The sequence below is a fragment of the Ruegeria sp. G5 genome (genome assembly GCF_056533365.1).
In genome coordinates, this window is the sequence record NZ_JBQFOK010000012.1 from 76,700 (window position 1) to 101,898 (window position 25,199).

The 25,199-nt window shown below is 55.1% G+C and carries 18 protein-coding genes and 1 pseudogene; 14 read left to right on the top strand and 5 right to left on the bottom strand.

Annotation, left to right across the window (positions count from 1 at the left end; all coding sequences use genetic code 11):
* Nucleotides 1-44: 44 nt before the first annotated feature.
* Nucleotides 45-527 carry an MSMEG_0572/Sll0783 family nitrogen starvation response protein gene (locus ACR0BD_RS18070; RefSeq protein ID WP_480700490.1) on the bottom strand — a complete coding sequence of 161 codons (483 nt, stop codon included), beginning with the start codon at nucleotides 525-527 and terminating at the stop codon, nucleotides 45-47.
* Between the two features lie 263 nt (nucleotides 528-790).
* Between ACR0BD_RS18070 and ACR0BD_RS18075 the strand changes: the two genes are divergently transcribed.
* The 3 genes from ACR0BD_RS18075 (at nucleotide 791) to ACR0BD_RS18085 (ending at nucleotide 5,448) form a co-directional block, all read left to right on the top strand.
* Nucleotides 791-2,164: an aminotransferase-like domain-containing protein gene (locus ACR0BD_RS18075; protein ID WP_480832531.1), complete on the top strand. Its 1,374-nt coding sequence runs from the start codon at nucleotides 791-793 to the stop codon at nucleotides 2,162-2,164.
* Between the two features lie 515 nt (nucleotides 2,165-2,679).
* Complete coding sequence (locus tag ACR0BD_RS18080; RefSeq protein ID WP_480832532.1) at nucleotides 2,680-3,861, top strand: adenylate/guanylate cyclase domain-containing protein; 1,182 nt, start codon at nucleotides 2,680-2,682, stop codon at nucleotides 3,859-3,861.
* A gap of 255 nt (nucleotides 3,862-4,116) precedes the next feature.
* Nucleotides 4,117-5,448: a DUF3179 domain-containing (seleno)protein gene (locus ACR0BD_RS18085; RefSeq protein ID WP_480832534.1), complete on the top strand. Its 1,332-nt coding sequence runs from the start codon at nucleotides 4,117-4,119 to the stop codon at nucleotides 5,446-5,448.
* Between the two features lie 170 nt (nucleotides 5,449-5,618).
* On the opposite strand, the pseudogene ACR0BD_RS18090 reads toward ACR0BD_RS18085, so the two are convergent.
* The 4 genes and pseudogenes from ACR0BD_RS18090 to ACR0BD_RS18105 all read right to left on the bottom strand — a co-directional run.
* Nucleotides 5,619-5,909, bottom strand: a pseudogene (locus ACR0BD_RS18090) (hypothetical protein); the annotation flags it as partial.
* A gap of 61 nt (nucleotides 5,910-5,970) precedes the next feature.
* Nucleotides 5,971-7,368, bottom strand: a complete 1,398-nt coding sequence (locus tag ACR0BD_RS18095) for a pyridoxal phosphate-dependent decarboxylase family protein (protein ID WP_480832536.1) — start codon at nucleotides 7,366-7,368, stop codon at nucleotides 5,971-5,973.
* 156 nt (nucleotides 7,369-7,524) lie between these two features.
* Nucleotides 7,525-11,112: a beta strand repeat-containing protein gene (locus ACR0BD_RS18100; protein ID WP_480832538.1), complete on the bottom strand. Its 3,588-nt coding sequence runs from the start codon at nucleotides 11,110-11,112 to the stop codon at nucleotides 7,525-7,527.
* Nucleotides 11,113-11,517: 405 nt separating this feature from the next.
* Complete coding sequence (locus ACR0BD_RS18105; RefSeq protein ID WP_480832540.1) at nucleotides 11,518-12,717, bottom strand: ROK family protein; 1,200 nt, start codon at nucleotides 12,715-12,717, stop codon at nucleotides 11,518-11,520.
* Nucleotides 12,718-12,903: 186 nt separating this feature from the next.
* Between ACR0BD_RS18105 and ACR0BD_RS18110 the strand changes: the two genes are divergently transcribed.
* From ACR0BD_RS18110 to ACR0BD_RS18160, 11 genes are all read left to right on the top strand, one after another.
* The gene (locus ACR0BD_RS18110; RefSeq protein WP_480832541.1) at nucleotides 12,904-13,923 is read left to right on the top strand and encodes a substrate-binding domain-containing protein; all 1,020 of its coding nucleotides are present in this window, start codon (nucleotides 12,904-12,906) and stop codon (nucleotides 13,921-13,923) included.
* A 117-nt stretch (nucleotides 13,924-14,040) separates the two neighbouring features.
* Complete coding sequence (locus tag ACR0BD_RS18115; RefSeq protein WP_480699529.1) at nucleotides 14,041-15,111, top strand: ABC transporter permease; 1,071 nt, start codon at nucleotides 14,041-14,043, stop codon at nucleotides 15,109-15,111.
* The gene (locus ACR0BD_RS18120; RefSeq protein ID WP_480699531.1) at nucleotides 15,111-15,893 is read left to right on the top strand and encodes an ATP-binding cassette domain-containing protein; all 783 of its coding nucleotides are present in this window, start codon (nucleotides 15,111-15,113) and stop codon (nucleotides 15,891-15,893) included. Before ACR0BD_RS18115 ends, ACR0BD_RS18120 begins: the two co-directional genes overlap by 1 nt.
* 306 nt (nucleotides 15,894-16,199) lie before the next feature.
* Nucleotides 16,200-17,471 (top strand): imelysin family protein, encoded by a 1,272-nt coding sequence (locus ACR0BD_RS18125; RefSeq protein ID WP_480832543.1) that lies wholly within the window; start codon nucleotides 16,200-16,202, stop codon nucleotides 17,469-17,471.
* A 131-nt stretch (nucleotides 17,472-17,602) separates the two neighbouring features.
* Nucleotides 17,603-17,896 (top strand): (2Fe-2S)-binding protein, encoded by a 294-nt coding sequence (locus ACR0BD_RS18130; RefSeq protein WP_480832545.1) that lies wholly within the window; start codon nucleotides 17,603-17,605, stop codon nucleotides 17,894-17,896.
* A complete protein-coding gene (gene bfr, locus ACR0BD_RS18135) occupies nucleotides 17,844-18,329 on the top strand; it encodes a bacterioferritin (RefSeq protein ID WP_480699537.1) in 486 nt (161 codons plus the stop codon). Before ACR0BD_RS18130 ends, bfr begins: the two co-directional genes overlap by 53 nt.
* Nucleotides 18,289-19,830: a di-heme oxidoreductase family protein gene (locus ACR0BD_RS18140; RefSeq protein WP_480832546.1), complete on the top strand. Its 1,542-nt coding sequence runs from the start codon at nucleotides 18,289-18,291 to the stop codon at nucleotides 19,828-19,830. The genes bfr and ACR0BD_RS18140 overlap by 41 nt, the downstream gene beginning before the upstream one ends.
* A complete protein-coding gene (locus ACR0BD_RS18145; RefSeq protein ID WP_480832548.1) occupies nucleotides 19,830-20,843 on the top strand; it encodes an imelysin family protein in 1,014 nt (337 codons plus the stop codon). Before ACR0BD_RS18140 ends, ACR0BD_RS18145 begins: the two co-directional genes overlap by 1 nt.
* Nucleotides 20,844-20,846: 3 nt before the next feature.
* Nucleotides 20,847-21,929, top strand: coding sequence for a DUF1513 domain-containing protein (locus tag ACR0BD_RS18150; RefSeq protein WP_480832550.1), 1,083 nt, complete (start codon nucleotides 20,847-20,849; stop codon nucleotides 21,927-21,929).
* 100 nt (nucleotides 21,930-22,029) lie between these two features.
* Complete coding sequence (gene speA, locus ACR0BD_RS18155) at nucleotides 22,030-23,919, top strand: biosynthetic arginine decarboxylase (protein WP_480832552.1); 1,890 nt, start codon at nucleotides 22,030-22,032, stop codon at nucleotides 23,917-23,919.
* Nucleotides 23,920-23,933: 14 nt separating this feature from the next.
* Nucleotides 23,934-25,145 (top strand): saccharopine dehydrogenase family protein, encoded by a 1,212-nt coding sequence (locus tag ACR0BD_RS18160; RefSeq protein ID WP_480832554.1) that lies wholly within the window; start codon nucleotides 23,934-23,936, stop codon nucleotides 25,143-25,145.
* Nucleotides 25,146-25,199 lie beyond the last annotated feature (54 nt).

Genomic DNA, 25,199 nt, shown 5'->3' on the forward strand with positions numbered 1-25,199 from the left:
AAACCACCGAGGCCGCGCGATCACCGCCTCGGTGGAGCTTTGGATCAGAGGGTCCAGGTGTCCACGATCACCGCGTTGTCCCGTACGTGCAGCAGCTTGAGGTCCAGCACATCCTGCGGTGCGATCGGTGTGATACCTGGCAGCAGAGAAGGCTCGCCATGGCCCATCAGCATTTGCAGTGCGAACCGGCAGGCATAAACTTTGCCGCCCTCATTCATGAATTTCACCAGGTTTGCCGCGTAGTTCTGCGCACCGGGAAACGCTTCGTCACCCAAAGTAGGGAAACCACGCTGGACACCCAGCGAAACTCCGGGCCCGTATAACAAAACCGAGGTTTCGAAACCTTTGCGCTGAAGGCGGATCGCCTGAAGAATGTTGACCAGCCCGATCGAGCCTTCGAAGGCTACCGTATGGAAGGTCACAAGGGCTTTCTGACCTTCTTCTGCCTGTACGTCTTCAAAGACCTTTTCTTCGTAGTTTACGAAAAAATCACCGTCCTTGTGGGCTGCTGTTGTTACTTCGGGCATTGCGTTCTCCTGTCGCTCGCTTGGGTGTTGCCCTTAGCTAGACAGGTGCTCGGCAGGGTCGCCACAAATGCATACAATATTGCAATCAATGTAATTGTATTGATTGTATGAATATGCTTACCAGATAGGCAAAATCATGGGTTTTGCATGAATTTATGGGCTGTCTTGGGCTAATTCACTTGGAATCGGGCCAGGAAGCACGGCAAATATTGTCTGCAATTTATGCATACAATATTACGAAACTACAGCAATTCTGCAGGCGGATGATGGAAAACTGGTCGCAAAGAATCGAACAATCCGGCAAACCTCGCTATCTGGCGATTGCAGATTGCATCGCACAAGACATGAAAGACCGGGTGCTTTTGCCCGGTGATCGACTTCCGCCACAACGGCGGTTGGCCGACTTAATCGGCGTCGACTTCACGACCGTGTCCCGCGGGTATACCGAAGCGATCAGTCGGGGCCTTGTCGAGTCTCATGTCGGTCGAGGCACGTTCGTTCTGCCGCAGCTTAGCGTGAGCAATACCAGCGACGAAAGGCGGGCGCTGGCCAATGACCTGACCATGAACGCGCCGCCTGAACCTACCGACCCGGAACTTCTGGAGCGCATGCGGGCCGGTCTGTCGGCTGTGTCCGACGATCTTGTCCATCTGTTACGCTATCAGAACCCGATCGGCGGTGAGATCGACAAAGAGGCAGCGTCGATCTGGTTGTCGATGCGCGGTCTGGTACCCAATCTCGATCGGATTGCAGTCACACCGGGTGCGCATGCGACCATGTTGGCCATTCTGACCGTTCTGGCCCGCGCCGGAGACTGTGTGCTGTGCGAAGACATCACCTATGCGGGGTTCAAAAAAATAGCCGCGCAGCTTGGTCTGAAACTTGTGGGTTTGCCCATGGATCAGGACGGCATCCTGCCTGAAGCGTTAGAGGATGCAATTGTTCGACACGCCCCAAAGGCGCTTTATCTGAACCCCACACTGCACAATCCCACGACGATTACCGTTCCGCAGGATCGCCGGCTCGAGATCGCCAGTGTCATCAAACGACACAACTTACCCCTTATCGAAGACGACGCATATGGGTTTGTCCTGCCCGACGCTCCTCCTCCTATGGCTGCCAGCGCGCCGGAATTGACATGGTATATCGGTGGGCTGGCCAAATGCATCGGCGCGGGCCTACGGCTGGCTTATTCGGTCGCCCCCAATGCGCGTGCAGGGTTTGCGATGGAAAATGGCATTCGGGCTGTATCCGTAATGTCGTCACCGGTTTCGATGGCGCTTGCCACAAGGTGGGTTCTGGATGGCACCGCAGACCAAATCCGGCGATTTATCCGCAAGGAAAGCGCAGTCCGTCAGGACATCGCCGCGCAGACCATAACCGAGACCGAATTTCTGTCTCATCCGCACGCATTCAACATCTGGTTACGGCTACCCGACGGTGTGACTTGCGCAACATTGATGTCCCATATGTCCAACCACGAGATTGGCATCTCACCCGAAAGTGCCTTTCGGACGGTTGGCACGCAGGAACAGTATGTGCGTGTCTGTCTGGGGGGACGTATCCGGCGCGAAGCACTGCCGCTGACGCTTGCTCATTTGAACAACCAGATTTGGCAACTGGCCAGACAGGGATAGACAGCGATACTTGGGCGACAAACATGCCCCGAAACGTGTCACGATCCTTTCGCCAACGAAGATGGCGGCGGTTGCGGTGATTGAACCGCTGAAAGACCACATCCTTCGCTTAAGTTCTGGGTCAAATTCAAGGGGCAACAGGGCAGTTCACACCTCAATCTTTTCTGATGAAGCGCCGGAGCCGTGCCAACCAAACAAAGACGAATTTCGCGACGATGCAGTACGGCTCGGAACGCTAAGGCAAAAAATAGGCCATTTTCAAAGCCGTGCTTTCTGCACAAAGTTTCGCAAACCTGATTTTCGTTTAAGGTCTCTGCCCCCTTTCAGGTTTCGACTTGGCTTTCGACAACGAAACCCAGTTAGGACGGGAGGTCGAACTTACAGCGGCGTTTTCAATCAAAACCTTTTGTTGCGCGCAGATAAGCCTCTAACAATGCGTTAATCACCATCAGTTTTGACGCAATCACATTTCAATCGTACTCTGGCGGCAGCCAAAAAACTGACTTTCGGGAACGATGTCTGATCCGCAGGACCCAAAGAGCACCGTACAAAAATCTGCGCCTAACGCCGCAACAAATGGGCTTGGCGTGGCAACGGAAGAGTTCAGAATTTCCATGCCAATCGGAATCGGCGCTGTCTTGGCTGCTTTGGCTTCGCTGGCCACGTGCTATTCGGGGATTCTGTCGTCTTATCTGTTTGGCTACACCGCGCTTTCCATAAACCCCCATGCTCAGGCTGTGCTCATGTGGGTATTTGCCGTGTTGGCGGTCAGTTTTTTGTGGAGAGATAGGAAGCGGCACGCAAACGAGTTGCCGCTTGCTCTTGGCGCAATGGCCGCGCTCATCCTGATTGTTACGCTGTATTTCGGCGACGACGAACGGGTCGAGGCACTTGCCTATGTGCTTTTGGTGATTGCGGCACTGCTCAATCAGAATTTCATTCTGGATGCGTTAAACCACACGGTGCGCAACCAAACGCATGAAATCGAAGCACTGAACGATAAGCTTACCCAGAAAGTAAAGCACCAGGAAGGTGAGATTGACCGGCTTGGTCGGCTTAAGCAATTCCTGGCCCCTCAGGTTGCAGAACTTGTCGTCGAAAAAGACAATGAAGAGCTTCTTAAAACGCATCGTCGCTACATTGCCTGTCTATTTTGCGACATTCGCAACTTCACCGCGATTTCCGAAGCGATCGAGCCCGAAGACGTCATTACTCTGCTGCAACAGTTTCACGACGAGGTCGGTCGCCTTGTCGCTCAACACAAAGGGACCATTGGCTACCGTGCAGGTGATGGTTTGATGGTGTTTTTCAACGACCCGGTTCCATGCGACCACCCCGTATCAGAAGCTGTCCGGCTGGGGCAGGCAATCAGCGAGGCTTTCGACGGTATTCGCGCGCGTTGGCAAAAGCTGGGTCACGAGATGGGCTTGGGTATCGGTATCAGCAGCGGATATGCCACCCTGGGCCTTATCGGCTTTCATGGCCGCGCCGATTACACCGCAATCGGCGGCGTTGTTAATACTGCTTCCAGGCTGTGTGACTTTGCAAATGACGGGCAAATTCTCATAAACAAACGCGCTCTTCTGGACATTGAAGACGAAGCCAAGACGGAAGACTTGGGTCAAATGGAGCTCAAGGGCATCGGTAGCCCGGTACAGGTCTTTCGAATATTAGATCTGGTGGATCGGGTAGACTAGCAGTCCGAGCGGCACCAGTAATGCCACCTGCCCTTGATCACGAAGCTTGGCGAAAACGTGATTTTGCATGCATGCCCGGATACTCCAACCTTTCCCGGAATCTCACGACGGTCGGTATTGCCTGAAACAACGCAATTTGGGCGCAGCCGTGTTCCAACTAAAGGTATGAAAATGGAGGCGACTGATATGAAAGCTTCGTTGATGATGCGTGTGAGTAATGCCTGCCGATACTTTGTTTTATCAGCGTCAATTTTCATGCTGACCCTGGCCCATTCTGGGCCACTACAAGCGCAAACGGCGAACCCACTGCCGGACTACGTGATTGAAGAGTTCGGGCACCCACCGGATGTACCAAATGGTCCGCTCAGCCCTGAAATTCAGGCTGCTCTGAAAGTTGCGTTTGTCGACAGTGTGGTCAGCTCGACCTGGGGTGAAAATCAACGGCTCGCCTTGGCGGATATCGCGGCATCTGATGACCCCCGTTTGGCATGGATCATAAGCGACTTGATGCGATTTGTGCCTTCGCAACAGTTGAGCACAGAATTAACAAACGCTGCCGCCGCGCTTTTGGAAACAGAGATTGGGTTGGAAAATGGCTGGGGCCTCGTCACAGACCACCTTATTGCGTGGGATATTCCCGCGCCGCCTGACTATCTTGATGTCAAACGGTCGATTTTCACCAATGTCGTGCCCGGGTGGGAGCGCATTTTTGTCGAAGGCGACATAGACTGGCGTTTGGTCTCCTGGGGCGGCGTTCTGATCGATGATCGCCCCTATGACACGACCGACAATGGGTGCAATTGCATCCCTGCTGCCGACAACCCGCAAGTCAGCAGCGCCGAGGACGCAACTTGGCTAAAAGACGACGACGTCGTTTTTGGTATTTCGATAAACGGTGAACACCGCGCCTACCCGCGACGCATTATGGAAGTGCGCGAGATGGTCAACGACACATTGGGCGGCCGCGACCTTGGCATCCCCTATTGCACGCTGTGTGGCGCGGCGCAGGCATATTTTACCGACCGTATGCCGGAAGGGGTCGATCGTCCGATTTTGCGGACTTCGGGACTGCTGAGCAGGTCCAACAAAGTCATGTATGACCACAACACGTTCTCAGTATTTGATACGTTCTTGGGCCATGCTGTTACCGGCCCTCTGGCCGATAAAGGTTTGCAGCTGGAACAGGCAACAGTCGTCACGACGGACTGGGGAACTTGGAAGGCACTGTATCCGGACACCACGGTTTTACTTGAGCGTTATGCACTGGGTCGCGACCCCGATTTCCGCAACGGACGAGACGCGAACGGACCTATTTTCCCAATCGGCGATGTCGACCCGCGCCTGCCGGTCCATGAAGACGTCATTGGTGTTGTCACGGCATCCGGTACACCCGTTGCTTTCCAAAGAAGTACCGCGCTTGTGGCCTTGTCACGCGGAGATGAGATCGTTGTCGAAAACGTGCGGCTGGAACTTGAGGCCGGGGGGATAAAGGCTGTGGGAGTAGACGGATCAGACCTTGGAAGCCACCAAGCGTTTTGGTTTGCCTGGTCCCAATTCCATCCCAACACAGAGCTTTGGCAGCAATAGCGGGTTTTTTGGCTTCTGCTTGCTTGTTCCGGTTGTTAACCGCAGCATCGTCCAGTCCAGCGCGGGACGTTAGCCTGCGTCATCCATGTAGCGCGTCGTATAGAAGCCTGACAGCGCGCCGGTCGTCGTGTTTCCTCAACTCTTAATCAAATAGCGGGAGATGCCGCACGCTATTCCGATGCCCTCAACTCACGCACGAGTTCGGCGTTTTCAGCCTCCCAAGTCTTGAAGCGCTGATAGGCCAAGATGTTTTGCTGTGCTGTCAATCGGCTTTCCGTGCCGTCCAAGCTGTCCTCAATGAAAATCCGCTTGGCTGCTTGATAAGAGTTATTGCACGCAAAGCGTTGGTCCTGAGACAGTTTGTCATCAACAGCAAGAGCCGCACACTTGTAGTAGATACTTAGAAGAGCCACCAGTTCGATCATAGTCGTTACCGTAACACAATGATCGCTGAAACGAACTTCAAGATATCGCGTGCTTCAGAGGAAACCCGGCTTTGCGAGTTTTCGGCGAGACTTAGTTTCACGAAATTTCGGCCCAAACCTCACGGATGACATCTGCAGCCATCAACACATCATCTCGGGTTGTTTCAAACTGACCAACTTGAAAGCGGATAATCTTGCGGCCTTCAAAAATTGCTTGTGTCAGGTAAATCCGGCCATCGTCGTTTAATGCATCAACCAGTTTTTGCTGCATGTCATCGTCTCCGGGACATCGAAATGAAAACAGGCTGAGGATCGGATCTGTCGTGATTTCGAACCCATCCATCGCGCCAATAATCTCGGCCAGTTCATGCGCCCAGTTGACGTGATTGCGGATGCGCATCCGCAACCCCTCAAGGCCATAAGACCGGATCAAGAACCAAATTTTCAAAGCGCGGAAGCGACGACCCAGTGGGATCGTCCACTCGGAATAGTTCGTAACCTCGGCACCTGTGGTTTTCAGATATTCCGGCTCAATTTTCAGGGTGTTGAGCTGGGGCAACGGGTCTTTCAGGAACTGAACTGCGCAATCGAACTGTGCCCCAAGCCATTTATGCGGGTTGAAAACGATACTGTCATAACGATCAGAGCCCGACCAGAACGATTGTCGGAATTCCGGACAGATCATCGCCGACCCCGCCCAAGCTGCATCCAAATGAGAATAGAGGTCGTATTCCTGCGCGACGTCAGCAACAGCGTTGAGATCATCACATGCCCCGATCCCCGTTCCTCCTGTAATCGCAACTATTCCCGCCGGTTTGTGGCCAGCCGCAAGATCCGATTGTATTGCCGTCTTCAAAGCACTGGCATCGACTGAAAACGTCGTGCCGCGCCCTGGTAACTTGATCAGGTTTTCCTGACCGATCCCGGCCACCCAGCAAGCCCGGTCAATAGACGAATGCGCCTGTTCCGAGCAATAGACACGCAGCGCACCTTTTGCGTTTAGGCCGTCTCGATTACCGGTATATCCCGTGGCCCTTTCGCGCATCGTCAGAACAGCCGACAACGTCGCTGAAGACGCACTGTCCTGAATCACACCCGTCATATCTGCGGGCAGGCCAAGCGCCTGTCGCAACCAGTCAACCATCGCGCCTTCAAGCTCGGTTGCGGCGGGCGAAGTCTGCCAAAGCATGCATTGCGCCGCGATCGTGCTTACCAACATTTCCGCCAGAATGGATGGGGGGGCTGCATTGGCCGGGAAATACGCGAAAAACCGCGGGTGCTGCCAATGGGTCATACCAGGCATAACGATCTGATCGAAATCGGTCAGGATAGTTTCCATCGCCTGACCGCTTTCCGGCGGAATCGCATCGATCTGTTGAAATATCTCACCGGGCGCGGTTTGCGCCCTTACGGGACGGTCGGGCAGAGTCTTGTGGTACTCAGACGCCCACCTGGCAATGTGTTGACCCCAGTGTGAAAACTCATCCCAGTTCATCCGACTTTCCTTCGATGCCAATTGTTTGCCGGTACAGTACCTTCGCCCTGAGTTTCCGCTAGTCAAAGTTATTCGGCAGCAAAAAAACGACGCCCTTATCTGGGCGCCGTTTTTCACTCATCCATTGCGATCGACCTGAGTTAAAGGTCAGTTCGATCAGAACCTGAAGGTCGCTCGGAATTCTGCGGTTACACCATAGCCACCATCGAATGTGGATTGAACCTCGGTGTTGAAGCCGACACTGCGCAGCCCATCCTCTGAGGAATACGCAACATCCAGCCCAAGGAAGCCAGCGGCCGCATCGTCAAAATCTGCGACAAAGGCAAAAGGCGTGGATGCAGCAATCGCTTCAACATCGTCCGAGCCCGCATCAAATGTGGCGTCCACACCAACTGAGAGATTCAGGTCCGTTTTCCCGCCTTCAGCGCCTGCGAATGTCTTTGGCAGATTGACCTGCGCACGCGTGTTGAACAGAGACACATCGCGATCCTCGACGGTTAACGGGGTGCCCGTTCCGGTTTCGGTGTAATCGTCCAATCGCAGATAAACGTAGTTAGCGCGTGCACTGAAGGTCAGCGGTGTCTCCCATTGGGTGATAGGTGCATCAAAGGCCAGTGACGGTGACACGAACGTACCGTCGAAATCGCCTTCTGCTTCTCCGGTGCCGACGGTCCGCGAAGTCTCATTGTCGGTGAAACCAGCAACCAGAGCCGCATTCAAACGGAAGCCATCAAAGCCCCGCTCCCAGTAGACACCACCAAAATAAGACGTCACGTCGGTCTCACCGGCGTTATCATCCAGATTAACCGAACTATTTGTAAGACCTGCCAGGAACCCAAGACTGCCATTCTGAACAATCTCGGTAGATTCCGCGCCTCCGATCAAACCGCCGTAGCTGTGCTCGAAACCTACGTTCGAGCCTTCGGCCTCTACATCTCGATCACCGCCCAAAAGAGAAATCCAGACATGCGGGCCTTGGGTCGAAGCAATATCGCCGAAACCGCGGCTAACTTCGGACGCTGGCGTATCCGAGGGCACACGATTGGCTGCTTCCAACGAATTGAAAATTGCGTCGGTAATATCGCTGATGACAGTGGCCTGTGCAGTGAACCCGGTCGTATCAACGGCAATGGCAGTCAACCCGCCATTCACAACCGCGCCTGCGCCACCGAAGTTGATAATTTCAGGTGCCGAAGCAAGGTCATTGTCGCCACCGGACGCATCGGCAAAATCAACTACGGCATTCAGGCCGCTGGAAAAGTTCAGTGTATCAACGTCATTTGGGTTGGTTCCACCCAAGCCGTCGTTGCCGTTACCAAAATCGATGGCTCCGTTCAGTAGCGAACCCGACATCAACGTCACCGTGTCGTTACTGTCCCCTTCAAGGTTGATGGAAAAGCCATTACCCCCCGTCAAAACACCTGAGTTGGTAATTGTTACGGGCGACGTGCCAGTAGTGTTGGAGCCCGCTCGGATTGCTTCCTCCACCGCGGTTATTTCGCCAGTATTCGTGATCGCGACTTGGCCATTGCCACTATGTTGAACAGTTAATCCAGTTCCCTGCGCATCTACCGTACCAGTGTTTACGATCGTGATATTACCCGTTCCGCCTTCACCAGCGACTTCACCAAAGAGGCCATCAAATCCCGACGTAACGCTGCCGGAATTGGTCAGGGAAACGTTACCGCTGCCGCCAACAAAAGCAGAGAGGCCAGTGTCTGCAGCCTCGACTTCTGCCGAATTGTTAACGACGATATTGCCGTCCCCATCTAGGTTAACCTGAACCGCATCCTCTTCCGACAATATTGCGCCGGCCGCAGAGACCGTCACATTCCCGTCACCCTCAATGAGGGCAAAAATCCCATCTTCAATGGCGTCAACACTACCGTCGCTCGTAATAGAGATGTCGCCACTACCGTCGATGCTGGCGTCAAAACCTGACCCATCAGTCGACGTTACGTCGCCCATGCTCTGCAAAACAATGTTACCATCGCCTTCGACGTCAGCTTCAAATCCATTGTCCTCTGCTGACACGTTCCCGATAGACGAGATCGAAACGTTACCGTTTGTAGTGTCGCCTTCCAAACCGTCGTTGCTGTTTGCCGTGACGTTGCCAACCGAGATGATCGTGATGTTGCCATCGCCATCAATATCCAACTCGATCCCGTCTTGATCAGCCGTGATATCTCCAGTCGATCTGACAAAAATATTTCCGTCCCCATCAATGTCTAACTCGATGGCTTCGGATCCATCGCCATCTGCAGTCGTCAGATTGCCAACGGACGTAACGGTGATATCTCCGTCATCGACGTCAACCTCAATAGCCTCGCCGTTCGTTACCGAAATATCACCCTGCGAAAAGATCGTGACGGATCCCGTACCCGACGAAAGGTCAATGCCGTCGCCATCCGCGATGATGTTCCCAATGGAATTCAAAACGACGTCGCCGGTTCCGTCTACATCCAAGATAATCCCGTCACCGTCGTCAGCGGTCACGTTTCCGGTGTTGCTCGCAGTGATATTGCCGCTTCCGTCAACAATCGCCTGAATCGCGTTCTCATTTTCAGAGGATGTATTGCCATTGAAGGTCAGGTTGATGTCTCCATCATCCGCAATTCGTGTAAAAACCGCGACACCACCAGCCGAGATATTCCCAGTCGAACTAACCGTAATGTTGCCGTCTCCACTATTTTTGGCAGCATTGATGCCCTCGGCGTCGCTGGCCTGGGTCGTAATGTTACCAACAGAGTTGACGGTGATGTCACCGGCGTCATTGTTCTGAATTGCAAAGATGCCATCAGCGTTGGCACCCTGCGTACTCAGATTGCCGTTTGAATTGACTGTGATGGACCCGTCCGCGCCGTTGTGCTGTGCGACGATCGCCCTGGAATCTGCGTCGGTCGTCGCAATATTGCCAGTTGATTGGACTGTGATATCGCCCGACTCACCATTGTGCTGCGCAAGTATGCCGTTTGCGCTTTCACCTTGCGTCGTGATCGATCCGTTTGACGTTACGGCAACATTTCCGATCAGCCCATTATGTTGCGCCTGAATGCCCGTGCTTTGATCACCAGTAGTCGAAATACTGCCAGTGAAGCCAACCTGGATATTTCCATTGCCGTTGTTTTGTTGGGCGCGAACAGCAATCGAATTATCGCCCAGCGTCGTAAACTGGCCCGCGGCATCAACCGTAACATCACCATCCGTTCCGGCTTGGACTGCGAAAATACCTTCTGAGGCATTGCCGTCCGTGCTGATGTCGCCAACCGAAGTAACGCTGACGTCACCAGAGCCTTGGGTATTCGCTGCAATCCCCTGCGCGGCGTCGCCAGTGGTCGCAATGCCGGACGTACCGCTGGTATCTGCATTGATATTCACGTCACCCGAGGGCGTAAGGAATATTACCCCGGGAACACCCGCTGCAGGCGCGATGCCCGGCGCTGTGACGGAATTGATGTTCAAAGTATCAATCGTTGGTCCGTTGGCCTCAACACCCGCCGAAAGATCGCCTGTACAGATTGCGGTGGTTCCAGCAACGTCGCAAGGCCCATTCGCAGGCGGCACAACCGTTTGCGCAACCGACGCTTGCGGCACGCCAATCGCGGCACCCAGACTTATGGCACCTGCTGTCAGAAAACTTCGAGAAGAAGCGTTTTTGGATTTGAGAGAAATTGCTCGTTTACTCCGAGCCAGAGCATCATTCCGACGACGCGCTTTGCGGTTCATATATTTTTTGTCCGACATATACCTTGCTCAACTAATTCGTTACTCATCTGTACGCATCCGACCGTGCGCGGATTTTCGCGCATCAGTAAGACCGGCTCGACAGAGATGACAAAGTTACGATTCGGTTAAAATCGAAAAAATTTTTCTCTTGGCGCATGTCGGCAACAAAAGTGTATCGCATTGACACACATCGCAATTTTTACGTGCTGGTGCGAAGTCTCTCTTAGCTCTTATTGCAATGGCTTATGTGCAAGAACCCAACGAAATTCGGGCCGTTGAACCCTACTTTTCAAGTTTACGTCAACGCGAAATAGCGGCTTACACGTTGTCAAGGAGGGACGACCAATTACCCGCATTCGTCTCGATTGTTTATGGCGCGATCTATGGATTAAACGCGGGAACCTATCCCAGATTGAGAGCGTTTCAGAACGCTGACAAACCAGCGTTGGTATCCAGAAGAAACTGCCGAAAGATCGGACTGCTCGCAGCGCCAATACCTCTGGCGTTTTCTCCAATCGAACCAGCCTCAACTCTCGGCGGAATAAGGCCGCGTTTGTCCTGATTAGTCAAATATCGCCTCACACGAAGGACAAGCTCCTCTCGGACACCTGCGGGAAAGGCTCCGTCGATAAAAATAGCCTCGAAATCAATGACTGCGCAGATCGACAGGGCAGCCTTTGCCAATTCCTGCGCTGTACTCCCGATCCACGGTTCGACATAACGCGCGATACTGCTCCAGTCCTGCGGTTTGGACCACAGGATTCCCGGATCAACATTGGCCTCAATCAGACGGTCCTCTAGCAGATGCAGAGAAGCCACATCTATTAATTGCTGACTTTCACCCAATGGCCCCGTCGTCCGCATGGCGCCCAGCGCACCCGCGTTACCCTGATTGCCCTCGAAGACTGTTCCATTGAGCGCGACACCTCCCCCGATCATCGAGCCTATGAAGAAATAGAAATAGTCCCTGTATTCGCCGCCGCGACCATACAGGTGTTCCGCGTGGCAAGCAGCGGTCGCATCATTTACGACAAAAACGGGCAGATCGCTGAACTTGGCGACCTCGGAAAAAAAGTTCACATCCTTCCAGGTACGAAACCTTTCGGCGGCAATGCCGCTAAGATCGTGCCATTTCCAAAGCTCGAACGGAGTACCTATTCCGATCCCACATACCCTGCTACGCAGCTTGTCGGGCTCTGGCGCCAGAAGCTCGGTCAAACCATCTTCGAGAAAACCAAACACAGTTTCAGGAAACGGGTAGTCGTAGGATATTGAAAGCTGGCGGCGCGGCCTTCCCAAGAAGTCGATCAAAAGCAAATCCGCACTCCGGCGTCCAACCTTCATTCCCACAGACAATATGCCTTCGGGGTTAAGCTCCATGGGGATTGAGGGCTTGCCAACTTTGCCGCGTTTCGGCGTGCCGCGACGAATAATTTCGTCTTTTTCCAACTTCCTGAGAATGATCGAAACGGTCTGCGGTGACAGCCCCGTAAGCCGCGCCACATCGGCACCTGGTGTAGGTCCATGCCTTTGTAGAATCGTGAGAATCAGGCGTTCATTGTGGTTGCGCACCCCACTTTGGTTGACCCCACCGGTCAATTTTATCAGCGCCTCTTTCTCCATGTGCCCGACCATAAACGCACCGTATCCCTTTGGAAAGATGGGAATCTAAATTAATAAATCAAGTTTATTTATTTATTGACAGAAAAACGAGAATCACCTTTCCTATGCGGAGACCCGCAATGGAGGTTAGATGTGGGTCATCACCGGAAATTCGGTGCAATCAAAGATATTACCCGGGAGGAAACTATGAAGAAGCTTCTTTATTTTGCCGCATCCGCCGCAGCCCTTACCATCGGGGCGACATCTGCGCAGGCCGCAGGCGAGACTGTTTGTCTGATCACTAAAACAGATACGAACCCGTTCTTCGTGAAAATGAAAGAGGGTGCGACCGCGAAAGCCGAAGAACTGGGCATGACCCTGAAGGCATTCGCCGGCAAGATCGACGGTGACCATGAAACGCAAGTTCAAGCCATTGAAACCTGCATTCTGGATGGCGCGAAAGGCATACTGCTGACCGCATCCGACACCAGTTCGATTGTTCCAGCCGTACAGCAAGCTCGAGATGCAGGCGTACTCGTCATCGCGTTGGACACACCCCTAAGCCCGATCGACTCGGCGGATGCAACATTTGCAACCGACAACTACAAAGCCGGGCTTTTGATCGGGCAATGGGCAAAGGCCAAGATGGGTGACGCCGCCTCAGATGCCAAGATCGCAACACTGGACCTGAACGTCAGTCAGCCAACGGTGGATGTTCTTCGCAACCAGGGTTTCCTTGATGGTTTTGGCGTCGAATTGGCTGACCCCAACGTCATTGGTGACGAAGACGACCCACGTTTGGTTGGCAGTGACGTCACAGACGGCAACGAAGAAGGGGGGCGTCGGGCCATGGAAAACCTGTTGGCCAAGGACCCGTCAATCAACGTCGTTCACACGATCAACGAACCTGCAGCAGCAGGGGCTTATGAAGCCCTAAAATCCATCGGTCGAGAAAACGATGTTTTGATCGTATCGGTTGATGGCGGTTGCCCCGGCGTTCAAAACGTAGAAGCCGGTGTGATTGGTGCCACTAGCCAGCAATACCCGCTGCTAATGGCGTCGCTGGGCGTTGAAGCTGTGAAAAAATGGGCCGATGAAGGCGTAAAGCCTGAAAACACACCTGGAAAAGACTTCTATGACACCGGGGTCGCACTGATTACCGACCAGCCAGTGGATGGTGTCGAATCCATTTCGGTGGCCGAGGGATTGAACCTCTGCTGGGGATAAACCCCACTCGCACAGGCGGGGCGCAAAACTGCGCCTCGTCGTTTTCACTGCACCAGCCATCATAGATTTTTCATCGACACATGCCGGCTATCGGTTCCGCCACCAAAAGGGGGAGACATGTCTGACGCAAACCAAGGCGCACAAGAGTATGAAACCGCTGCTGCGCGCGCCGAGAAAGTCGCCGAATTCGAAGACCCGCGAACCGGAATAATCGGTCGGATACAACACATTCTTCACGCGAACCCGTCTTTTGTACCGCTGATAGTCTTGGTCGGCGCAATTTTGATTTTCGGATTACTTCTAGGATCAAAGTTCTTCTCACCTTTTGCGATGACTTTGATCCTACAGCAGGTTCAGATCGTGGGTATCGTTGCCGCTGCCCAAAGTTTAGTCATTCTTACGGCAGGAATCGACCTGAGCGTCGGCGCGATCATGGTTTTTTCTTCCGTGATCATGGGCCAGTTCACCTTTCGCTACGGGATACCGGTACCGGTCGCCGTCTTTTGCGGGCTTGCAATCGGAACGGCCATAGGCGCGATCAATGGATGGCTCGTCAGCCGCGTAAAACTACCCCCTTTTATTGTCACGCTTGGGATGTGGCAGATTATCCTTGCCACTAACTTCTTATACTCTGCCAACGAAACAATCCGTAGTCAGGACATTGAAGCGAATGCGCCTTTCCTTCAGTTCTTTGGCACGAAGTTCAGCGTTGGGGGTGCGACCTTCACCATTGGTGTCATCTTTATGTTGGTTTTGGTTGCGGTGCTTGCCTATGCGCTTAAGCACACGGCATGGGGACGACATGTTTACGCGGTAGGGGACGACCCCGAAGCAGCGGAACTGTCTGGTGTGGATGTCCACAAAACGCTCATGTCGGTCTACATGCTGTCCGGTCTGATTTGTGCTTTTGCGGGCTGGGCGTTGATTGGGCGTATCGGTTCAGTCTCCCCGACGTCAGGACAGCTTGCCAATATCGAAAGTATCACCGCCGTTGTGATTGGAGGAATTTCATTGTTTGGCGGGCGAGGATCAATCTTAGGCTCGCTATTCGGCGCGCTTATTGTCGGCGTATTCACGCTTGGGCTCAGATTGCTTGGTGCAGACGCCCAATGGACGTTCCTGCTGATCGGACTTCTCATCATTACCGCCGTCGCAGTGGACCAGTGGATCAGAAAGGTATCGGGCTAATGTCAGATCAAACTCCTGTCGTACAAGGTCGCGGAATCGTAAAACGATATGGCCATGTCACTGCTATCGACCATTCTGACTTCGAACTGCGCCAGGGCGAAATACTGGCAGTCATCGGAGACAACGGAGCCGGTAAATCCTCGATCGTCAAGGCGATCTGCGGCGCGACGATCCCGGATGAAGGAGAGATCCTCATTGAAGGCAAAAAGGTAAATTTCACGTCGCCCATCGACGCGCGGAACATGGGGATTGAGATTGTCTACCAGCAACTAGCCATGTCACCGGCCTTGTCGATTGCAGACAACATGTTCATGGGCCGGGAAATTCGAAAATCCGGTTTCATGGGAAAGTATCTGCGGCAATTGGATCGCCCAGCTATGGAGAAATTCGCCCGGGATAAGTTGACAGAGTTGGGTCTGATGACGGTCCAGTCCATCAATCAGGCGGTTGAGACCCTCTCGGGCGGGCAGCGTCAGGGCGTGGCAGTTGCCCGGGCTGCCGCATTTGCCTCAAAATTCATTATCATGGACGAGCCAACTGCAGCTTTGGGCGTCAAGGAAAGTCGCAAGGTGTTAGAGCTTATTCAGGACGTTCGTGCGCGTGGAATCCCGATCATCCTGATCAGTCATAACATGCCCCATGTGTTCGAAGTTGCCGATCGCATTCACGTTCATCGCTTGGGGCGACGGTTATGCACCATTGACCCCAAGGATTACACGATGTCTGACGCCGTCGCCTTTATGACAGGTGCGAAGGAACCTCCGGAAGAGGACGCTGCCTAATCGGCTTCCACGATTCTGCAGTTTGAGGTCATGATAAGCATGACCAAACTCTGGGACGGTTCCAAAAACGGATATGGCCAAGGCTGCATAGAATGTGTGCGCCTTGGCCAAACTTCGTTTTCTAACCAACTAGTAGCCCCTTCTTACAACTTGGGACCACGGTAGATTTGCCTTGCACGCATGGCACCAGATATACCTGACTATAAAACTCGGGTTGACATAGTCGACTAATTCACTCAGTTATCATGCACAAGGCGCCGTGACTGTGTGCCTGACCTGATTTTTGAAATGAAAGACCCGATCCCAATGACAAGATTTCTTGCCGCTACAAGCGCACTGACCCTTTGTGCCGCATCATCAGCTATCGCTGCTGACGGCCCGGCAAAGGCCGATGTACTGGCGACCTATGCCAATATTGCCGAAGCCAAATACGAAGACAGCCTGATCGCCGCAAAAACTCTGCAAACCGCCGTAAACGCCCTGATCGCCGAACCATCAGACGCGACTTTGAACGCCGCACGCGCCGCTTGGATCGCAGCGCGCGTCCCCTATCAGCAGACCGAGGTTTATCGCTTTGGCAACGCGGTTGTGGATGACTGGGAAGGTAAGGTAAACGCCTGGCCACTGGACGAAGGCCTTATCGACTACGTGGACGCCTCGTATGGTGAGCCGTCCGATGAAAACGAGTTCGCCGCATTGAATGTCATCGCGAACCCCAGCTTCACTTTGTCAGGTGAGACAATCGACGCGGCCGATATCACGCCTGAATTGCTGGCCGAAACACTGCACGAAGCGGATGGCATCGAGGCAAATGTGGCGACCGGCTACCATGCCATCGAATTCCTGCTGTGGGGGCAGGATTTGAACGGCCACGATGCGGGTGCAGGCAACCGTCCTTATACCGACTACGTCCAGGGTGACGATTGCACACACGGCAACTGTGATCGCCGGGGCCAGTATCTGAGCGCTGCGACCGAGCTGTTGGTTAGCGATCTTGCCTGGATGGCGGATCAATGGAAGCAAGGTGGAGAGGCGCGCGCCGCCCTGACAGCCAATGAGGCCGCAGGCGTTTCCGCCATTCTGACCGGTATGGGGTCGCTGTCCTACGGGGAACAGGCGGGTGAGCGGATGCGCCTAGGCCTGATGCTGAACGATCCAGAGGAAGAGCACGATTGCTTCTCGGACAACACGCACAACAGCCACTACTATGACGGCCTTGGCATCCAGAATGTTTATCTGGGCAGCTACACCCGCATCGACGGCACGCCGGTCACCGGGGCTTCGTTGTCGGATCTGGTGATTGCCTCTGATCCTGCGCTGGACGCTGAGATGAAAGTGAAACTGGCGAACACCATGCAGGCTTTGGGCCGGATTAAGTCCACTGCCGAAGCCGGATTCGCATATGACCAAATGCTCGAGCGCGGAAACGCAGGTGGTGAGGCATTGATTATGGGCGGCGTGAACGGCCTGGTTGATCAGACCAAAACGATCGAACGTATCGTGACCACGCTGGATCTGGATCAGATCGAATTTGAAGGCTCGGACAGCCTGGACAACCCCGACGCGGTTTTCCACTGAACCGATCTGATTGCGAGGTGGCGGGAAACCGCCGCCTCGCAGCCATTTGAAGACCCGCAAACAGCTTGATAGATGACTTACGGCAATTAACTGACTAATATAGTCAGAATACAGATCCAGAGTGTATCGCCATGATCATATGCCACTGCACAAACATCTCGGACGCGGATATTCTTGCCGCAATAGGCTGGATGCGCCTATCGGATCCTCATGCAGTGATCACGCCTGGAAAAATCTATCATGCCCTTGGAAAATCAGCGGATTGTGGCGGGTGCATGCCACTTTTCCTAGACACCATGCGCTCAAGCGATAAGCTGGAAGTCCCCATGCAACTTCGTGCGTTACGCAGCGAAGTATCACAGGAGAATGCAGATGAAGGGCGACCCCAAAGTAATCGAATACCTCAACAAATCCCTGCGGCATGAGCTGACAGCGGTCAGCCAGTATTGGCTACATTATCGCCTGCAGGAAGATTGGGGCTTGGTCCACATGGCCAAGAAAAGCCGCGAGGAAAGCATCGAAGAGATGGGCCATGCGGACAAGCTGATCGAGCGGATCATCTTTCTGGAAGGCCACCCGAATCTTCAGAAGTTGGATCCCTTGCGGATCGGACAGAACCCGAAAGAAACACTGGAATGTGATCTGGCCGCCGAACACGACGCGCGCGCTTTGTATATAGAGGCCCGCGAATACTGCCGCGAAGCAGGGGACTATGTCAGCATGTCGCTGTTCGAGGAATTGATCAGCGACGAAGAAGGACATATCGACTTCCTCGAAACGCAGCTTGATCTGTACGAAAGGATTGGCGAAGCCAATTATGCGCATCTCAACGCAGCAAAAATGGACGAAGGCGACTAGCCTTGCCGTTCTGTCGGTGGCCGCTCTTGCGGCCACCCCTTCGCAGTCTACGGAACTGCAAGACCTTCACCTAAACTATCAACCCAGAACTGAAGACGAGCGTGCGCGCATCGACGCGGTCACCGCGCCGCCAACAGACTACAGCGCGCCCCAACGATTCGAAGACCTGTCCGCCGGGGCCGCAACGGTTCGGGTACGCAGCGACGCGGATGCCTTTTCCCAACCTTCCGGCAATCTGGAATTCGAACAAGAGCTGGACTTTAAGGTTGGCAACGGGTTGTTCAAAAAGATCTGGGTCTCGTCACCCTCTTCAACCTTGGCGTCCGACGGACTTGGCCCTTTGTACAACGCCCGATCCTGCCAACGCTGTCACATCAAAGACGGGCGCGGCCATACGCCGTCAGGCCCCAAGGACAACGCGATTTCCATGTTTTTGCGCGTCTCGATCCCCGGTGGCGTCAGTTACGGCCAGATAGAAGACTACATCGCAACCCAACCCGAACCCAACTACGGCGGTCAGATGCAAGACCTCGCCCTACCCGGCCACGCGGCCGAGTACCGGCTGGACATAACGTATGAGGACGTAATCGTAGAACTCTCGGGCGGCGAAACGGTCACTCTGCGCCAACCGACATACGAAGCTGGTGATCTGGGTTACGGCCCGTTGCATCCCGAGGCAATGATCAGCCCTCGTGTCGCTCCGCAGATGATCGGCCTTGGACTGCTCGAAGCGATTCCAGCAGAGGATTTGCTGGCCAATGCAGACCCTGATGACATGGATGGCGACGGGATTTCCGGACGCCCCAACATCGTCTGGTCGGTGGAGCATAACAAGCCGATGTTGGGTCGGTTTGGTCACAAAGCCGGGATGCCGACAATTCCCGAGCAATCGGCAGCCGCCTTTGCTGGCGATATCGGGATCTCCAGCCCGCTATATCCGGCTGCGCACGGCGACTGCACGGAACTGCAGGAAAAATGCGTGAACGCCCCGCATGGTGATGGCGATGATCGTGTTTTCGAAGTCGACCAACAGGGTATGGACTTGATTGTCTTCTACAGCCGCAATCTTGGTGTCCCGGCACGGCGGAATGTGGATGACCCAGTGGTATTGCAGGGCAAGAAGGTGTTCAACGAAACAGGTTGCGTCGCCTGTCACACGCCGTCCTATGTGACCCATCGCATGTCGGATCGGCCTGAGCATAGTTTTCAACTGATCTGGCCATACACTGATTTGCTTTTGCATGACATGGGTGAGGCCCTTGCTGACAACCGCCCCGAGGCTCGGGCGACGGGTCGCGAATGGCGAACACCGCCCTTGTGGGGTATCGGCTTGACGGAACAGGTCTCGGGCCACACCCAATTCCTGCATGATGGCCGCGCGCGTTCATTGCTCGAGGCGGTTCTCTGGCATGGTGGTGAAGCCCAAACCGCCCGGGACGCGGTTGTGTCGATGCCTAAATCCGACCGAGATGCCCTTATCCGCTTTTTGGAGAGCCTTTGATGCGCCCCCTACTCCTCGTCTTTGCGCTTGCCCTGCCGATTACAGCAATGGCACAGGATCGCGCGCCGATCCTGACGGATGCCGTACAAAACCATATCCGCCCCGGTTATGCCGCGCTCACAAGCACGACGCAGGCCCTTGAGACAACGGCGTTGCGGGATTGCGACCCGGCATCCAGCGATTTGCGCGGGGCATATCATACGGCTTTCGACAGCTGGATCTCGGTCAGTCACCTAAGGTTTGGCCCGTCCGAAACCGATGATCGCGCCTTTGCATTGGCTTTTTGGCCAGATACCAAAGGCTTCACACCCAAGGCACTATCCAGCCTGATCGCCGTGCAGGATACAGCGGTTGAAAACCCTGATGAATACGCCGAAACATCCGTCGCGGGTCGTGGGTTCTTTGCCCTGGAATTGATGCTGTATGATCCAGCCTTTTCTGATCAGGGTGAAGCCGATTACAGGTGCGCGCTGATCCGCGCAATCGCAACGGACATTCACCGCAACGCAAACGCCATTCAAGTAGGATGGAATAGCTACGCGCCGGCCTTGATGAAGCCGGGCGAAGACGGCAGCCCGTACCGTTCTGGTGACGAAGCCATGCAGGAGCTGTTCAAATCCCTTGTCACAGGCTTGGAATTCACGGCTGAAACACGTCTGGGCCGACCATTGGGCACATTTGATCGCCCCCGTCCAAAACGGGCCGAGGCCCGCCGATCCGCGCGTTCGCTTAGACATATCGAGCTGTCATTGATGGCGTTGCGGGACCTTTCGAACCGGTTATCCTCGGATCATCCTCAGATTGCCGCCGACCTTGATCGCGCGTTCGACAAGGCAATTAGCCGCGCAAGTAAGCTGGAGTACCCGGACCTGTCCGGAGTTGCCACGCCTCAGGGCCGATTGCGGATCGAGGCTTTGCAACAGTCGATCAACGACATCCGCGCAATCGCGTCCGTTGAACTTGGCCCGACACTCGGCATCAGCGCCGGGTTCAATTCGCTGGACGGAGATTGAAGCATGGCCAGCCGTCGACGTTTTCTTGCCGGTCTTGCCGCCGCCAGCCTGTCTCCGATACGTGGTTGGTCGATGGCCGGGGCACCAGACTTTCTCGCCGCAGCACTCTTTCCCGATGGGACGTACCGGCTGGCGGGTTTGACGGAATCCGGTGACATCCTTTTCACACTCCCCCTGCCCGCGCGAGGCCATGCCGCCGCCGCGCATCCCTATCTGGCACAAGCGGTGGCATTCGCACGCCGCCCAGGCAGATTTGCGGTAGTTATCGACTGTGTAACTGGTCGGGAAATCCAGCGCCTAAAGGCACCCGATGGGCGCCATTTCTACGGGCACGGCACGTTTTCGTCGGATGGCACAACGCTTTTCACCACCGAAAATGACTTTGAGGCCGGAGAAGGCATCATCGGGGTCTGGTATACGGACAACTATACAAGACTAGGCGAATTTTCGTCGGGCGGAACGGGTCCGCATGACGTGCGCCTCATGCCCGACGGCCAATCGCTGGTGGTTGCCAATGGAGGGATCGAAACTCATCCCGACACGGGCCGAACCAAGTTGAACCTGCCGGTGATGCAACCCAACCTGACCTATCTTAATCAATCCGGCGCGGTGTTAGAGCAGGTAGAGCTTCCCCGGACGCTCCATAAAAACTCGATCCGCCATCTGGCCGTGCGGCCCGATGGATTGGTCGGTTTTGCCATGCAATGGCAAGGCGACACCGCAAAGTCACCCGCACTGCTTGGCCTTCACAGACGGGGTGAAGCTCCACGGTTACTGAAAGCCCCGGAAGCTGAACAAAGCACTTTGCAAGGATACGCTGGCAGTATCGCGTTTTCCGGGGATGGCAAAACAGTTGCAATCACCTGCCCGCGGGGGAATTCTCTGCATCGTTTTGACGTTGCAACTGGTCAGCTACAAGACGCATTTACGTTGGAAGATGTCTGTGGCCTTGGCACCGGCAAGAACGGTTTTTTCTTTACCACCGGAACGGGGCTGGTCGGCGCTGTGTCGGCGACCCCGCAAGTATCTGCCCGCCCTGACTGCCAGTGGGACAACCATTTGATCCCAATCAGCCACGTAACATAAATTCGGCAATTCCCGTCACATAGATTACACTTGGAAGAATCAAATAGCTGCCGTATTGGCGGGCGCAAAACCGGCACCCTTTGAGTAAGGACTGACTTGATTGAAACAGACGCCCGACGCACCGCATTCCATCTACGGGGTTGAGAAATGGGGCAAGGGCCTCATCGAGGTGACGGAGCAGGGCGAGATCGGTCTGCGCAATCCAATGAGGCCCGAGGCCGATGCGATCAGCCTGCCGGGTATTCTTTCCGATTTGGACGACCGGGGCATCAAGGCCCCGATGCTGTTGCGCGTCACATCTTATCTGGAACATGAAATCGCGCATCTGAACGAAAGCTTCCGCAGCGCCATCGCGCGCGTGAATTACAAGGGCAGCTATCGCGGTGTTTTCCCGATCAAGGTGAACCAGCAAGCACAGGTAGTCGACCGGATCGTCGAGTTCGGCAAGAAATACAACTACGGTCTGGAAGCGGGTTCAAAGCCCGAATTGGTCGTGGCGCTGGCCCATCGTCTGGCCCCTGAGGCGCTGATCGTCTGCAACGGCGTCAAGGATGCCGAGTTCATCCAACTGGCCATCCTGTCCCGCAAGATCGGCTTCAACACGGTCATCGTTCTGGAAAGCCCGAAAGAGGCGGATACGGTGATCGAGGTCTATAAGGAACTCGGCATTGAACCCCTGATCGGCGTGCGGGTGAAGCTGACCAACCAGATCAGCGGTAAATGGGAAGAAAGCTCGGGCGACCGGTCCGCTTTTGGCATGAACACCGATCAGCTTGTCGCCACGGTGGACAAGCTGCGGGACGCGGGCCTGCTACACTGTCTCAAGCTGCAGCACTCGCATCTGGGCAGCCAGGTGCAGGACGTCAACGATGTGCGCCGCGCCGTGGGCGAGGCGTGCCGCTACTATACCGAACTCACGCGTGAAGGCGTGCCGCTGACCCATCTGGACCTCGGCGGCGGCATGGGCGTGGACTATACCGGCGAAAAGAAAGCCGCTGAGAATTCAATCAACTACACGGTCGAGGAATACTGCGCCAACGTCGTCGAAACCGTTGCCTACGCGATGGACGAGGCGGAAATCGCCCACCCCACGCTGGTCACCGAAAGCGGCCGTGCGGTGGTCGCGACCTCTTCGATGCTGGTGTTCAACGTACTGGAAAGCACGCTCTACGATGCGCCCACCGCGCCGGATGTAGAACCCGACGACAACCATCTGGTCTCGGACCTGGCCGCGATCAACGGCTATCTCAGCACGGAGCGGTTACAGGAATGCTGGAACGACGCCAATTTCTACCGCAACGAGCTGCGCGCCCTGTTCCGCCGCGGCTATGTCGATCTGCGCCAGATGGCCCGGGCCGAGCGTATCTATCTGTCGCTGATGGCCCGCCTCAAGGCGCTGGCGGCCAGTGACGAACTGGACACGGATGTGGACGATCAGCTTGAGAAAGTGGCCGATATCTATCACTGCAACTTCTCGCTGTTCCAATCCCTGCCCGATGTCTGGGCCATCGACCAGCTGCACCCGATCGTGCCCTTGCAAGGGCTGAACACAACCCCCGACCGGCGCGCAGTGCTGTCTGACATCACCTGTGATAGCGACGGCAAGATCGACCAGTTCATTCTGGCCGACGGTGTCTCACCTAGCCTGCCGGTGCATTCGCTACCAGATCAGGGCGAGTACTTCATGGGCGTCTTCTTTGTCGGGGCCTATCAGGAAACGCTGGGCGATCTGCACAACCTCTTCGGCGATACCAACGTCGTCACCATCGACCTGCGCGCCGATGGCGGCTTCGACCTGCTGCACGAACAAGAGGGCGACACGATCAGTCAGGTCCTGTCCTACGTTGAATTCGACCCACAAGACTGTGTCGCCGCCTTCCGCAAAATGGTGGACGAGGCGATCTCGACCGGTACTCTGCAAGCCAAGGACCGCAAAACCCTGATGAGCGCCTATCGCGACTCAATCAACGGCTACACCTATTACGAATAAGAAGGAGACAGACCATGGGCAAAACACTGGTTGTCGGCGCGGGCGGCGTATCCCACGCAGCCGTGCACAAGATGGCGATGAACTCGGATATCTTTACCGAGATCACTCTGGCCAGCCGTACGAAATCGAAATGCGACGCCATCGCGGCGGCTGTTAAGGACCGCGTTGGTGTGGACATCAAAACCGCCGAGCTGGACGCCTACAAGGTCGAAGACACGGTCAAACTGATCAAGGAAACCGGCGCCGAGATTCTGGTGAACCTTGCCCTGCCCTATCAGGACCTAGTGCTGATGGATGCCTGCCTTGAGGCCGGCATCCACTATCTCGACACCGCGAATTATGAGCCCGAGGATGAAGCAAAGTTCGAATATCACTGGCAATGGGCCTATCAGGAACGCTTCAAAGCGGCAGGCCTGACCGCCATCCTCGGCTCGGGCTTTGATCCGGGTGTGACCAGCGTCTTCGCCAAATGGTTGAAAAAACACAAACTGGACACGATCCGCCAGATCGACGTGTTGGACGCCAATGGCGGCAGCAACGATCAGGAATTCGCCACCAACTTCAACCCCGAAATCAACCTGCGCGAAGTGCTGGCCGAAGTCCGCCACTGGGAAGACGGCGCGTGGCAACACTCCCCCGCCATGACTCACAAGGTCGAGTTCGACTTTCCCGCCATCGGCCCCAAGAACATGTACCTGATGTATCACGAGGAACTGGAGAGCCTCAGCACCCACTTCCCCGAGATCGAGCGCGCGCGCTTCTGGATGACCTTCGGCGACGCCTATATCACCCACGCCAAGGTGCTGGAAAACGTCGGTATGACCCGCATCGACCCGGTGATGCATGACGGCAAGGAGATCATCCCGATCCAATTCCTAAAAACCCTGCTGCCCGACCCCGGCGATCTGGGCGCGGAAACCAAAGGCAAGGCCTGCATCGGCGACATCGCAACGGGTCAGGCCAAGGACGGCTCAGGCGAAAAGACCTTCTACATCTACAACATCTGCGACCACGAGGAATGCTACGCCGAGGTCGGCTCACAAGCCGTCAGCTACACCACCGGCGTCCCTGCGATGATTGGCGCAGCACAGGTGCTGAAAGGCAACTGGTCCCAGCCCGGCGTCTGGAACATGGAACAGCTCGACCCGGATGATTTCATGGACATGCTGAACAATCACGGCCTGCCGTGGCATGTCCACGAACTCGACGGCCCCGTAGAATTCTAGATCCAGAACTTCATCTGGCCAAAAATATCCGGGGGGGTCCGGGGGGCTGGCCCC

Bases quoted from the DNA above. Each gene is read 5' to 3' on its own strand.
- ACR0BD_RS18130 (WP_480832545.1), top strand. From the start codon at position 17,603: ATGATCATATGCCACTGCACAAACATCTCGGACGCGGATATTCTTGCC.
- ACR0BD_RS18095 (WP_480832536.1), bottom strand. From the start codon at position 7,368: ATGAACTGGGATGAGTTTTCACACTGGGGTCAACACATTGCCAGGTGG.
- ACR0BD_RS18080 (WP_480832532.1), top strand. From the start codon at position 2,680: ATGTCTGATCCGCAGGACCCAAAGAGCACCGTACAAAAATCTGCGCCT.
- ACR0BD_RS18145 (WP_480832548.1), top strand. From the start codon at position 19,830: ATGCGCCCCCTACTCCTCGTCTTTGCGCTTGCCCTGCCGATTACAGCA.
- ACR0BD_RS18125 (WP_480832543.1), top strand. From the start codon at position 16,200: ATGACAAGATTTCTTGCCGCTACAAGCGCACTGACCCTTTGTGCCGCA.
- ACR0BD_RS18105 (WP_480832540.1), bottom strand. From the start codon at position 12,717: ATGGAGAAAGAGGCGCTGATAAAATTGACCGGTGGGGTCAACCAAAGT.
- ACR0BD_RS18150 (WP_480832550.1), top strand. From the start codon at position 20,847: ATGGCCAGCCGTCGACGTTTTCTTGCCGGTCTTGCCGCCGCCAGCCTG.
- ACR0BD_RS18115 (WP_480699529.1), top strand. From the start codon at position 14,041: ATGTCTGACGCAAACCAAGGCGCACAAGAGTATGAAACCGCTGCTGCG.
- ACR0BD_RS18070 (WP_480700490.1), bottom strand. From the start codon at position 527: ATGCCCGAAGTAACAACAGCAGCCCACAAGGACGGTGATTTTTTCGTA.
- ACR0BD_RS18100 (WP_480832538.1), bottom strand. From the start codon at position 11,112: ATGTCGGACAAAAAATATATGAACCGCAAAGCGCGTCGTCGGAATGAT.
- bfr (WP_480699537.1), top strand. From the start codon at position 17,844: ATGAAGGGCGACCCCAAAGTAATCGAATACCTCAACAAATCCCTGCGG.
- ACR0BD_RS18085 (WP_480832534.1), top strand. From the start codon at position 4,117: ATGCTGACCCTGGCCCATTCTGGGCCACTACAAGCGCAAACGGCGAAC.
- ACR0BD_RS18160 (WP_480832554.1), top strand. From the start codon at position 23,934: ATGGGCAAAACACTGGTTGTCGGCGCGGGCGGCGTATCCCACGCAGCC.
- ACR0BD_RS18075 (WP_480832531.1), top strand. From the start codon at position 791: ATGATGGAAAACTGGTCGCAAAGAATCGAACAATCCGGCAAACCTCGC.
- ACR0BD_RS18120 (WP_480699531.1), top strand. From the start codon at position 15,111: ATGTCAGATCAAACTCCTGTCGTACAAGGTCGCGGAATCGTAAAACGA.
- ACR0BD_RS18110 (WP_480832541.1), top strand. From the start codon at position 12,904: ATGAAGAAGCTTCTTTATTTTGCCGCATCCGCCGCAGCCCTTACCATC.
- ACR0BD_RS18140 (WP_480832546.1), top strand. From the start codon at position 18,289: ATGCGCATCTCAACGCAGCAAAAATGGACGAAGGCGACTAGCCTTGCC.